Below are 13,688 nucleotides of genomic sequence, written 5' to 3'. Positions count from 1 at the left end.
GTTTTAAATTATACTTGTTTTTAGTTGCTTAAATAATTGATGATTGTGGTTTGTAAATAATAAGTTTTAATCGATTCTATTTGATTCATTTGAAACTTTAATTGCAGTTCTTGAATGTCTAAAACATCATTAAAATCAATTGTTCCTGTTTCGTAACTTTTGATTAATATTTGCTCTGCATCATTAGCTTGCTTCAAATTTTTGGTTTGAGTTTTATAACTTATTCTTGCAGACACTCTTTCTTTTATTGCTTTATCTAAAAGCGTTTCCAAAGTATTTAAGCGTTCTTGTTTTTGTGCAGTAATTTCCTGCTGTTGTAACTCGTTTTGCTTTGTTTTCGATTTATATTTTTTATTAAATATTGGTATTGATAAAGACACCATTGGCATTACAATATCTTTTCCATTATCGCTAAAGTCCATATTTGGACGTTTCGCCACATTGATATAATCTAATCCAAAACCAATCATAGGACTGCTTTCTTTTTGGTTTAATAATTCTGATTGTTCAATGGATTTAAAGAGTTTATCATATTTTAATAATTCAGGATGCAATGCTAAATTTTCAAAAGTGATTTCAAAATCTTCAGAAGGCATATTTAATTTATCAACAACAACTATAGAAACCTCTTTTTCTCTATTTAAAAGTTTATTTAAGGTTGTTTGTTCTGCTAAAAATTGTTGTTGCAACACTTCTTTTAATTGTTGTAATTCATTTTGACGCATCTGTAATCGTAACACATCTACTGCTGAAGCTTTGCCAACTTCGACAGAAGTTAAAGCCATTGTTTCGTAAGTTTTTAAGAGTTCGATATTGTTAGTTAATACTTTTTGTTTTGCTTTATTAGTATATAACTTGTAATACGATTGTGATACCGAAACCATTAATTTACGTTTGGCAATTACAATATCTTCATATTTAGTTTCAGCTAAAGAACTTACATAATTTTCTCTTGCTGTTATTGAGCCAAACCAAGGCAACATTTGTTTTGCAGAAACTTTAAAGCGTTGGGCTCCAGTTCTTGTTTCTGGCTCACTTACAAAATAACCTACTCCAAATTCGGTATTTGGAATGGTATTAACTTCATTTACTTTTTCTGAAACTCTCTTGTGCTGTAACTCGAATTTTTGAATCTCTGGATTGTTTACCAAAGCTTCATCGATTAAAGTTTGTAATTCTTGTGCATTTCCTTTGAGAACAAAGAGAAAAGAAAAAAGAAAAAAGATTGTTTTTATATGTTTCATTTTGATGTTCTTTTTAGTTGAGCTTCTGCTTTCCAGCTGTATAAAACTGGTACTACAAATAAGGTGATTAAGGCAATTAGCATACCTCCAAAACTTGGTATTGCCATAGGAATCATAATATCACTACCACGACCTGTTGAGGTTAATACTGGTAATAATGCCAATATGGTTGTTGCAGTAGTCATTAAACACGGTCTAATACGTTTTTCTCCTGCTTCAACAACAGCTGCTCTGATTTGCTTTTTGTTTTTTGGTGTATTCCTTTCAAATATTTGAGTTAAGTACGTTGCCATAACTACACCATCATCGGTTGCAATTCCGAAAAGTGCAATAAAGCCTACCCAAACAGCAACACTCAAATTAATTGGATGCATCTGAAATAAATCACGCAGATTTTCGCCAAAAAAGTTGAAGTTTAAAAACCAATCTTGACCATATAACCAGATCATTAAAAAACCACCTGCAAAAGCAACTGCAATACCAGTAAATACCATTAATGATGTACCTACTGAACGGAATTGAAAATAGAGTATTAAGAAAATAATAGCCAATGCCAAAGGCACTACAACCGATAAAGTTTTTTCTGCTCTTATTTGATTTTCATAGCTTCCTGTAAATTGATAATTAACCCCTTTTGGTACTACCAATTCGCCTGAATCTATTTTTTGCTGAATTAAAGCTTGTGCATTTTCAACAACATTTACTTCTGCAAAGCCATCCATTTTATCGAATAATACATAGCCTACTAAAAAAGTATCCTCACTCTTAATAACTTGTGGCCCTTGTTCATATCTAATGGTTGCCAATTCGCTTAATGGTACTGGACTGCCTTTTTCAACTGGCACATAGATTTGCTTTAAATCGGTTGGATTAGCTCTTAATTCTCTTGGGTATCTAACACGTACTCCATAACGCTCCCTACCTTCAACAGTTTGGGTTAAAACCATACCACCAACAGCTACTTTTAGCACCTCTTGTACATCTTGTATAGATATACCATAACGTGCAATTTTTTCCCTATCAATATCAATAAGTAAATAAGGTTTTCCTACAATACGGTCTGCAAAAACAGCTTCGTCTTTTACACCATCAGCTTGTTTTAAAATTCCTTCTAACTGTACACCAAAGGCTTCAATTTGTTTTAAATCTTGACCTTTAACTTTTATTCCCATTGGTGCACGCATACCTGTTTGCAGCATTACCAATCGTGTTTCAATAGGTTGTAGTTTAGGTGCAGAAGTAACGCCTGGTAACTTGGTAACTTTTACAATGTCATTCCAAATATCGTTTGGTGATTTTATTTCTGGTCGCCAGTTTCGATAAAATTCGCCATTATTATCTTCTATTAATTGCGACCTTTCTACAGCGCTCAAAGTGACATTTTCTGTATTATTAGGATTAGCGATGAAACGTCCATCTTTTAATTCAAATAAACCATCATTATTTACTTTGTAACGTTGACGTTCTCCGTTTTTATTCAGCATATATTCTGATTTATACTGAATAATATTTTCATACATAGACAAAGGCGCTGGATCTAAAGCTGATTCTGTACGACCTGCTTTACCAACTACGGTTTTTATCTCTGGAATACTTGCTACAGCCATATCTAACTGTTGTAAAACACGTTTGTTTTCTTCGACTCCAGAATGTGGCATTGAAGTTGGCATTAATAAAAAAGAACCTTCATTTAAAGATGGCATAAATTCTTTGCCTGTATTTTTCATTATGAAAAAACCTGCTATTACAATAGCTGTTGGTATGGATAAGAATATTAGTTTATTGTTCAAACACCATTTTAAAATACGTGTATAATACCTTATGAATAATGAGAAAACACCTAATAAACCAAAGCAAATAATACTTACAAAAATGAGATTCCAAAAGATGCTTTTATCTACACCTAAAGGTCTCCAATATTCAGCTAATAAAAACACAATAGCAGATACAGATATGATAATATTAATAAGATTTGCTTGTTTTTCGCTTATCATTTTTTGAACACTTAATAGTGTTGTAACTCCAAAAGCTACCAAGATTAAACCTAACCAATAACCATAGACTGTGGCAATAATTCCTAATGCTATTAAAACCCCATTTAAAACATATTTGAAATTGGTTTTAATGTTTTTCTTTTTAAATAAAAATGCAGCAAAGGGTGGAATTAAAAACAACGCTACAATAATTGAAGCTGTTAAAGCAAATGTTTTAGTAAAGGCTAATGGTCTGAATAATTTTCCTTCAGCTCCAATCATTGTAAATACAGGAATAAAACTTATAATGGTTGTCATAACTGCTGTTACAATTGCTCCAGATACTTCTGCTGTTGCGTTGTAAACCACATTATTTATAGGCAGTTTATCTTTGTTTTCATCTAAATGCCTAATGATGTTTTCTGAAAGTATTACACCTACATCTACCATTGTACCAATAGCAATAGCGATACCTGATAAAGCCACAATATTAGCATCTACACCAAAGAGTTTCATTGCTATAAAAACCATTAATACAGCAACTGGTAGTAAGCCAGAAATCAATACAGAAGCTCGAAGATTAAATACCATAATGATTATAACTAAAATAGTAATTAGTATTTCTAATGTTAGGGCTTCATTAAGTGTCCCTAAAGTTTCCTGAATGAGTTCTGTTCTGTCATAAAAAGGAACAATAGTTACTTGTGAAGTTCTGCCATCGGCTAATACTTTTGAAGGTAGTCCTGCGCTTAATTCGTTAATTTTTTCTTTAACATTATTGATAACTTCCATTGGATTCGCACCATATCGCGCTACTACGACAGCACCAACAACTTCTGCACCTTCCTTGTCCAGTAATCCTCTTCGAGTTGCAGGACCTAAAGACACTTTTCCTATGTCTTTAATTTTAATCGCTGTGTAATCTTCGGAAGTAACTACTGCATTTTCTATGTCGGAAATAGATTTTACATAACCTAAACCTCTAACTAAATATTCGGCTTGATTAATTTCTAAAGTTTGTGCACCAATATCTTTATTACTTTCTTTTACTGCTTTTACAATATGATGTAAACCAATATTGTATTGACGCATTAATTCCGGATTAACATCTACTTGGTATTCTTGTACATAACCACCAATTGATGCCACTTCTGATACGCCACTTGCAGACGATAGTGCATATTTAACATAGTAGTCTTGAATACTTCGTAATTCTTGTAAATCCCAACCACCTGTTACATTTCCGTTTTCATCACGACCTTCTAATGTGTACCAAAAAATTTGCCCTAATCCTGTGGCATCTGGACCCAAAGCAGGATTAACACCTTCGGGTAATAATCCGCTTGGTAACGAGTTGAGTTTTTCTAATATTCTACTACGACTCCAGTAAAACTCAATATCTTCTTCAAAAATGATATAGATACTTGAAAAGCCAAACATAGACGAACTACGAATGGTTTTTACTCCTGGAATACCGAGTAAAGATGTTGTTAATGGATAGGTTATTTGGTCTTCTATATCTTGTGGTGAACGACCATCCCATTTAGTAAATACTATTTGTTGGTTCTCTCCAATATCGGGAATAGCGTCTACAGCTACAGGGTTACTTGGTAAAAATCCTGTTTCCCAATTAAATGGTGCATTTACCGTTCCCCAGCCTATAAAGAGAACAAGTAATAATACTGCTACGAGTTTATTTTCTATTAAAAATTTGATGCTTTTATTTAGCATTGTCTTTGATTATTAAACAGTTAGACATAGGTGTTAAGAAAACACCGAATACAAAAAATCATCCTTATGACATACAGCCATAGGATAAAACAGTCTAATGTTTAAAAATCAAATTAAATAAGTCTCGTCAATCTTGAAGATTTGCTTGACGACAAGTGGTGGTTCGTATTCTTCGAAAGAAGATACGTTATTATCTAACCCTTCAAAAAGGTTAATGTAAGTATATACGAAAGAAGCAATAAATACCTGCTGCTCAAAAGTAATTTTATCAACTTGAAGTTGTAATTCATTTTGACCATCAACAGCTAATTGTTCATCACTACAACAATTCTTTTTTGTTATAGAACACCCATCAGTTAATGGGTTTTCCATTTCCATTCCACAGGTTTCTGCTTTATGGAATATAGCTGTATCCATTAAAGTATCTCCACAATAGTGCATATCTACAGTAAATGACATTGTAGAAAATAACACTACAAAAGCCATTAAAAGTGACATTATTTTATGGAATACTTGTTTCATATTGAAAACAAAGGTATAAAATTTAATTCAATTTGAATAGATTTTAACTTTGCTTTAAATAAAACTTGATTGGTTTTTGGTTGTTTTTACACCTTTCTCAAATTTTGCTCTTAATGTTTTCATATCATCACTTACCTTACGTTCAATCACTTTAGCATAAATTTGTGTTGTTGAAATGCGAGAATGACCTAAAAGTTTAGATACTGTTTCAATAGGTACGCCATTACTTAAAGTTACTGTTGTAGCAAATGTATGTCGTGCCAGATGAAATGTTAGATTCTTTTCTATTCTGCATAAATCTGCTATTTCTTTTAAATAAGCATTTAATTTTTGGTTTGACATTTTTGGAAATACAGTAGCATTTGCTAATGATTTTGGATTTTCTTTATACTTATTAATTAAAGTAAGTGCTTTAGGTAGTATAGGAATTCGTAAGGCATTGTTTGTTTTCTCTCTTTTCATAATTAACCACAACTCGCCATCTATACCATAATTAATATCACTTGCTGTTAAGTTTATTACATCAATATAACTCAAGCCGGTGTAACAGGCGAAAACAAATAGATCCTTTACTAATTGTAGTCTTTCAATTGAATAATCTTTTTCTTCAATTTCGTTCAATTCCATTTCAGTTAAATAGCCTCTTTCTACTTTTACAAATTTAGATTTGAAGTTTATAAACGGATCTCTTTCAATCCATTCCAGTTTATAAGATAGTGTAATCATTTTTCTAAAGCGTTCAATATGCTTCATTACAGTATTGTTACCCATTGGTTTTTGGTGATCTGTGGGTGTGAAATTTCTTAAGTATTTTTCAAACTTTAAAATGAAATTATAATCCAATTGCTTTAAATACATATCTGTAACTTTATATTTTACAAAAATGAAATCTGCAATGTACCCTTGTGTTGTGAAGTAATTTTTTTGAGTACCCCATTTGAGTTTCCCTACCATATCTTCATTATGATATTTTATGATATCATTTAAAGAATAATTTTGTTCATCTTCTTTTAGGTAACGAGCCTTAACGGTTTGAGCTGAAGTAATCTTACCTTCGGATTTTAATTCGTTTTTGGATTGGTGAAGCTCTGAAGATACCTGGTCCAAATATGCGTTAATAATTCGAGCCTCTTGGTTGGTTCCTTTTACTTTGTTTTTGGCAGAGCTCCAAAATTCAATTTTAATTTTTCGTTTGAGGCTAATTTCTGCTCTTTTCCCATTTACCGTTATACGTGCATAAAGAGGTGCTTTTCCATTTTTAGCTTTTGATAGTTTGAGCCAAAACAGAATACTAAACGTTGTCGAAGTTTTCATATCTTTCGTCTTTAGTTAAACATTTGTTTACTGACGAAAGTCAAATCAATAATTCGGTTACCTATATACCTATTATAAAATGGTAACCGAATAGGTCACTTTTTTAATCAAATAATATCAAATCTTATGATTGCTTAAAAATCATAAAACCTCGATAATCTTACGATTACCAAGGTTTTGATGTTAATTGATTATTAATTTTGTCGGGGTGGCAGGATTCGAACCTGCGACCTCCTCGTCCCAAACGAGGCGCGATGACCGGGCTACGCTACACCCCGAATAATTATCGGTGTGCAAATGTATAAAAAATAAACATATCTGAAACAAAAAATAAAAGAAATTTTTAAAACGTAAGATAATTTTAGTTTATCGTCTAATAATCAAAATATATATCAAAAAAATACATTAGCAATAAAAAAAAATTACATTTGTAATACTATAAAAACTTAAACGATGGCAGAGAAAATTAAATGTTTGATTATTGGTTCAGGACCAGCAGGATATACAGCAGCAATATATGCCGCGAGAGCAGATATGAAACCAGTTATGTATACTGGAATGCAAATGGGAGGACAGTTAACTACAACTACCGAAGTAGATAATTACCCAGGTTACCCAGATGGAACCGATGGAACGGCAATGATGAATGATTTACAAAAACAAGCGGAACGTTTTGGAACAGATGTTCGTTTTGGTATGGTTACCAAAGTAGATTTAAACACAGAGGTTGGTGGAATTCATAAAGTTATTGTTGATGAGTCTACTGAGATTGAAGCAGAAACAATAATCATTTCAACAGGGGCAACCGCTAAATATTTAGGATTAGAAAGTGAGCAACGTTTAATAGGTGGTGGAGTATCAGCTTGTGCTACTTGTGATGGGTTCTTTTATAAAGGACAAGATGTTATTGTAGTTGGAGCAGGAGATACAGCAGCAGAAGAAGCAACATATTTAGCTAATATTTGTAATAAAGTTACAATGTTAGTACGTAAAGATCATATGAGAGCTTCTAAAGCAATGCAGCACCGTGTAAATAAAACTGAAAATATTGAAGTATTGTATAATACCGAATTAGATGAGGTTTTAGGAAAAGATGTTGTTGAGGGGGTTCGTGTTGTAAATAATCAAACCAATGACAAAAAAGAAATAGCTGTTACAGGAGCTTTTATAGCAATAGGACACAAACCAAATTCTGATTTATTTAAAGGTGTTTTAGATATGGATGAAGTAGGTTATTTAATTACCAAAGGAAAATCATCTAAAACAAACTTGCCAGGAGTTTTTGCAGCAGGTGATATTCAAGATAAAGAGTACCGCCAGGCAGTTACAGCAGCAGGTTCTGGTTGTATGGCCGCTTTAGATGCTGAGCGTTACTTAGGAGCTTTAGAATAAGTAACTAAATTACACTAAAGGATAAAAAAGAGCTTTCATATTTGAAAGCTCTTTTTTTTGTTAATAATTTTGGTCTTCTAATGATTTAGTTATAGTTGATTTTATAGTACCCGTATGTTTGGTAGTTTTACTTTCAATAAGCATAATATGGCATTCGTTTTTTGCTGAAACTCGGTGATTTACACCTTTTTTAACCACAAATAAATCGCCTTTACTCATCATAAAACTCGGTTTGTTTTCTATCTCCATTAATAAAGAACCTTCTGAAATAAAAAATAACTCATCTTCATTTTCATGATTATGCCAAGGAATATCTTCTCCTTTAATCTTAGCTAACTTTACATATTGATCATTAACTTGGGATATTATTTTAGGAGAAAAATAATTTTTAACTGTCTTAAATTCTTCATTTATATTCATAATTAAATAATTTTCACAAAATCTAAAAACACTTTTTTATGACGTTCAAGATCCATCTTTGGTGAAAGTGCTACACGGGCAATATAATCTTTATCACCTTCTTTAGTAGTTCCTTGTGTTGAAGTTGCAGGTATGGTCCAGTAACAACCTTTTAACTGTCCATAACTTACACAGTATTTACTTTCATTCGGAATTTCACTAATCATTAAATTGATTAACTTTAAATTTAAAGCTCTTTTATAGTTCTCTCTTTCTTCATCAGTAGCTCCTTTTGTAGGAAGATCTAAAGAAAAAACAGAAGGCGTAAATCCTTCATTGGCTAATTCATCTGAAACAAAATTTATTTTAGCATCAGGTAATACTTCTTGAATAAAGTTTACAAATTCGCGCGTGTTTTTATAAGCATCGCTAATTCGTTGGTTCATTGTAGGTAATTGTTTTGCTAATATCTCATATTGGAGCGCGGTTGCTTCATTATCACAAATACTTAAATGTGTAGCAATTTTTTCCATTAAAGGAATGGTGTTTTCATTTCCTACACAGTAACCTGCTGTACATTTTCCTCCACTCGGAAATTTAGATCCACTTGCAAATGAAATAGTTCTTACTGTTGATAAAATTTCGTTTTCGCCTAAAAAGTGAACATTCGGACAAAATGTTTGGTCTAAAATAAAAACAGGGTCTACAGCAATTTTTCCTGATGGAGTTTTTCGTTCTTTACTTAAAACATTTCTTAAATCTAATAAATTAGGAACTTCTACTCTTGGGTTGGTTGGTATTTCGGCAATAATATAAGGTATCGCATCTATGCTTGCAGCTTTTCTTAAAACAATGTCAATACTTTGTACCATATCATTATCACCATCAACAGGTAAATCAACAATTTCTACATTTTTAATGCAAGCAGCAACTCGTCTTGCTTGGTCATTGGTACCACCATAACAGTTTGGAGGAACAATAATTTGAATAGTTTTTCCTTTATGATTTTCTAAGGCATCATGTATCAATCCCATTAAAATTGCGTACTGAATTGATAATCCACTTGAAGCAACTAACGGTGTAGTATTTGTAGCAGTGATTTGTTTAATTGACTTTAAGACACTATTTTTATTAACATCAACTTTATTATCAATATCATTTTTAAAAGATTTTTCATTGATCAATGAATTTAAAAGGGTAAAACAATTTGCAGGTGTCATAGCAATTGTTTCTCTTCTTCTTACATGTTGTATGTCTGAAATATAAGCCTCGTTTTGTTTTCCGTTTACTAATAAAATACTTCCTAAATTTTTATACGTATTGATGAAAAAATCAATATTAGTATTTAGGTTTATATTGGTAATCCTGTTTTCTTCAGTAACAAAAATAGTAGTTCCTTCAAAATCAGAAATATCATTGAGAGTTTCAATTTTTGTTAATTCGAATTGATATCCATAAATATTTTTAATTACATCAGTATCAAAAGAATTTGGAAGCTTATTTGTGTATAAAATTCGAGTGTTTTTATTTTCTAATAAATTTTTTCTTAAAACCGCTAAAACAGGAATTGTTTTAGAATCGAAACTAATTACATTTTCAGAGTTAAGTTTATTTAGTTTTGCAGCAAACCATTCTAAAACACATGATAAAGGGTGGCCTAACCTTATATAATCATAAGCTGTTGGCAACTCGTTTAAGCTAATAGTATTAGAATTGTTTGTGTTAAATAAAGCTTCAAATTGCTCTAAAAATTCGACTTTAGCTAAACTTTCATTATAAATATCTAGTCGATGTGTTGTGGTGTCTAACCATCCAGTAGGCATGTTTTTTAAAACATTTTCAATATAATTTACTACTTTATTTTCTTGCATGATAACCTCTTTATAATAGGTATGCAATATACGCTAATTCAATTTTTTATCAATTGCTAAACTGTTGTTTTAATAAGCATTTAACATGTGTTTTTTTTATAGAAACAGCGGTAAAATAAAAAAAAGACCGCCAAAACTTAATTTGACGATCTTTAAACAAACAACTAAATTCTAAAACCTATATAGTTATAGAAGTTTTTTTAACAGTTTACAAATAGATAAACTGTAATTTATTATTAGAAGCAGTATTTATTTTCTGCTTTTAACTTCTCAGCAATAGTATTACGTAATTCAACTACGTTAGGGTAGTTTGCATACTTTGTAAAACGCTTAAGTCCCATTAACATCATGCGTTGCTCATCTCCTTCAGCAAAAGAAACAATACCTTCTTTGGCATTTTTAATGATAACATCTACTGCGTTGTATAAATATAATTGGGTCATTGCAATTTGCTCTTTTTGTGAAGCTTCACCTGAACGTTTAGCATTTTTTTCAGTTCTTAAAATAGCAGATTCAGCCATATAAACTTTAATTAAAATGTTAGAAGCAGCATTTAATAATTGTTGATGTTGCTCTAATTCTGTTCCATATTTTTGAATAGCACCACCGGCAACCATTAAGAATACTTTTTTAAGTTTAGCGATGATTTCTTTTTCTTCAGCAAATAACTCAGAGTAATCTGGTGTATCAAAAGAAGGAATACCTAATAATTCGTTACCAACAGCAGTTGCTGGACCTAATAAATCAACATGACCTTTCATTGCTTTCTTAACTAACATACCTACAGATAATAACCTGTTAATTTCGTTAGTACCTTCATAAATACGTGCAATACGAGCATCTCTCCAAGCAGACTCCATTGGAGTTTCTTCAGAGAATCCCATTCCTCCAAAAATTTGAATCCCTTCATCAGCACAAGATTGTACATCTTCAGAAACAGCAACTTTTAAGATAGAACATTCAATAGCATACTCCTCAACACCTTTTAATTCAGCATCTTGATGTGTGCTTCCTTCTTGTTCACGAATTGCAATTCTGTCTTCAATGTTTTTAGCAGCTCTGTAAGAAGCAGACTCACCAACATAAGCGTTAGTAGCCATTTCAGCTAATTTCATTTTAATAGCTCCAAATTCTGCAATAGGAGTTTTAAATTGCTTACGCTCAGTAGCGTATTGAGTTGCATATGTAATTACTCTTCTTTGAGAGTCTAAACAAGCAGCAGCTAATTTAATACGACCTACATTTAATGCATTCATGGCAATTTTAAATCCGCCTCCACGAGTAGATAACATATTTTCTACAGGAACTAAAGTGTCGCTAAAGAATACTTGACGTGTAGAAGACGCACGAATACCTAATTTGTGCTCTTCTTCACCTAAAGTTACTCCGTTTGGATTCGCTTTGTCATATTCTAAAATAAAACCAGTAATATTTTTATCATCACCAATACGAGCAAAAACTATAAATATTTCAGCAAAACCTGCATTTGAAATCCACATTTTTTGACCGTTAATTTTATAGTGTTTTCCGTCTTCAGTTAACTCAGCAGTAGTTTTACCAGAGTTAGCATCCGATCCTGCACCTGGCTCTGTTAAACAGTAAGCGCCAAAACGCTCACCCATTGCTAAGGCAGGTACATATTTTTGTTTTTGTTCTTCGGTACCATATAAAGTAATTGGCATCGTACCAATACCTGTATGTGCACCAAAAGCAGTACTAAAAGAACCTGTTCCGCTTGATATATAATCACATGTTAACATGGTAGAAACAAATCCCATTCCTAATCCGCCATAAGCTTCAGGAACTGCCACACCTAAGAAACCTAAAGCACCAGCTTTGCGCATAGTTTCTTCGGTTAAAGCATAATCTTTCTTTTCAAAACGTTCTTTATGAGGGATGATTTCACGATCGTTAAATTCTTTAACCGCTTCTTTCATCATTACTTGCTCTTCTGAAAAATCTTCAGGAGTAAATATATCTTCACACTTTGTTTCTTTAACTAGGAATTGACCTCCTCTTAATAAATCTGCCATTTTTGTTTTGTTTTTTTGTTAGTTTAAGAATTCGAAAATACCAGCAGCACCTTGACCAGTACCTACACACATCGTTACCATTCCATATTTCCCTTGCATATTACGTTTGCGCATTTCATCAAATAATTGAACTGATAATTTAGCACCAGTACAACCTAGTGGATGTCCTAATGCAATTGCTCCACCATTTACGTTAATGATATCTGCATCTAATCCTAATTCGCGAATTACAGCTAATGATTGAGAAGCAAAAGCTTCGTTCAACTCAATTAAGCTAATATCTTCTTGTTTTAATCCTGCTTGTTTTAATGCTTTTGGAATTGCAGCTACAGGTCCTATTCCCATAATTCTTGGAGGAACACCAGCAGCAGCATAACTTACCATACGAGCAATTGGTTTTATGTTTAATTCCTTAACCATATCTTCACTCATAACCATTAAAAATGCAGCACCATCACTTGTTTGAGAAGAGTTACCAGCAGTAACACTCCCGCCTGTAGCAAATACAGGACGTAAACGTTCTAAACCAGCAATGTTTGATCCCTTACGAGGTCCTTCATCTTTAGTTACTGTATATTCTCTTGTAGCACGTTTACCTTTTGCATCAACATAAGTTTCTTCAACTTTAATTGGTACAATTTGATCTTGAAAACGGTTTTCTTCCTGTGCTTTTAAAGCCTTCAGGTGAGATTGTAAAGCAAACTCATCTTGGTCTTTACGAGAAATATTGTACTTGTTAGCTACTTCTTCAGCAGTGTTTCCCATTCCCCAGTAATAATCTGCATGACCTGCAGCAACCGTATCATAGTTTAATTCTGGTTTAAAACCTGTCATTGGTACAGAACTCATACTTTCAGCTCCACCTGCAATAATACATTCAGCCATTCCTGATTGAATTTTTGCAACAGCCATACTAAGCGTTTCTATTCCTGAAGAACAAAAACGATTTACAGTTACACCAGGAACATCTTCAATTTTTAATCCCATTAAAGAGATTAAACGTGCCATATTTAATCCTTGAGAACCTTCAGGCATTGCATTACCAACAATTACATCATCAATTCTTTTTTTATCGAACTCAGGCAACTGCTCCATCATGTATGAAATAGTTTCAGCAGCTAACTCGTCAGCTCTTTTAAATCTGAACGCACCTTTTTTAGACTTTGCTACGGCAGTTCTATATCCTTTTACTATATATGCTGTTTTCAT

9 protein-coding genes and 1 tRNA gene are annotated in these 13,688 nt (G+C 32.4%); 1 reads left to right on the top strand and 9 read right to left on the bottom strand.

All coding sequences use genetic code 11. The features are described 5' to 3' along the window. Positions 1-20: 20 nt before the first annotated feature. The 5 genes from BA195_RS08970 to BA195_RS08950 form a co-directional block, all read right to left on the bottom strand. Positions 21-1,244 carry a TolC family protein gene (locus tag BA195_RS08970; protein WP_068704610.1) on the bottom strand — a complete coding sequence of 408 codons (1,224 nt, stop codon included), beginning with the start codon at positions 1,242-1,244 and terminating at the stop codon, positions 21-23. Further along, on the bottom strand, positions 1,241-4,948 hold the full coding sequence (locus BA195_RS08965) for an efflux RND transporter permease subunit (protein WP_068704609.1): 3,708 nt from the start codon (positions 4,946-4,948) through the stop codon (positions 1,241-1,243). Before BA195_RS08965 ends, BA195_RS08970 begins: the two co-directional genes overlap by 4 nt. 108 nt (positions 4,949-5,056) lie before the next feature. Further along, positions 5,057-5,470, bottom strand: a complete 414-nt coding sequence (locus BA195_RS08960; protein ID WP_068704607.1) for an HYC_CC_PP family protein — start codon at positions 5,468-5,470, stop codon at positions 5,057-5,059. 54 nt (positions 5,471-5,524) lie between these two features. Then, the gene (locus BA195_RS08955) at positions 5,525-6,784 is read right to left on the bottom strand and encodes a site-specific integrase (RefSeq protein WP_068704605.1); all 1,260 of its coding nucleotides are present in this window, start codon (positions 6,782-6,784) and stop codon (positions 5,525-5,527) included. Between the two features lie 203 nt (positions 6,785-6,987). Further along, positions 6,988-7,062: transfer RNA gene (locus tag BA195_RS08950), tRNA-Pro, on the bottom strand. Positions 7,063-7,237: 175 nt separating this feature from the next. On the opposite strand from BA195_RS08950, the gene trxB reads away from it, so the two are divergent. After that, positions 7,238-8,176, top strand: a complete 939-nt coding sequence (gene trxB / locus BA195_RS08945; RefSeq protein ID WP_068704603.1) for a thioredoxin-disulfide reductase — start codon at positions 7,238-7,240, stop codon at positions 8,174-8,176. 60 nt (positions 8,177-8,236) lie between these two features. Here the strand turns inward: trxB and BA195_RS08940 are convergent, their stop codons facing one another. The 4 genes from BA195_RS08940 to BA195_RS08925 form a co-directional block, all read right to left on the bottom strand. Beyond that, a complete protein-coding gene (locus tag BA195_RS08940; RefSeq protein ID WP_068704601.1) occupies positions 8,237-8,596 on the bottom strand; it encodes a cupin domain-containing protein in 360 nt (119 codons plus the stop codon). Between the two features lie 2 nt (positions 8,597-8,598). Next, positions 8,599-10,446, bottom strand: a complete 1,848-nt coding sequence (locus tag BA195_RS08935; protein WP_068704600.1) for a PLP-dependent aminotransferase family protein — start codon at positions 10,444-10,446, stop codon at positions 8,599-8,601. Positions 10,447-10,682: 236 nt separating this feature from the next. Continuing rightward, a complete protein-coding gene (locus BA195_RS08930; RefSeq protein ID WP_068704598.1) occupies positions 10,683-12,479 on the bottom strand; it encodes an acyl-CoA dehydrogenase family protein in 1,797 nt (598 codons plus the stop codon). A gap of 18 nt (positions 12,480-12,497) precedes the next feature. Further along, the gene (locus BA195_RS08925) at positions 12,498-13,688 is read right to left on the bottom strand and encodes an acetyl-CoA C-acyltransferase (protein WP_068704596.1); all 1,191 of its coding nucleotides are present in this window, start codon (positions 13,686-13,688) and stop codon (positions 12,498-12,500) included.

The organism is Tenacibaculum soleae, assembly GCF_001693415.1.
GTDB classification, from domain to species: domain Bacteria; phylum Bacteroidota; class Bacteroidia; order Flavobacteriales; family Flavobacteriaceae; genus Polaribacter; species Polaribacter soleae.
This window is presented reverse-complemented; position numbering and strand designations above follow the sequence as displayed.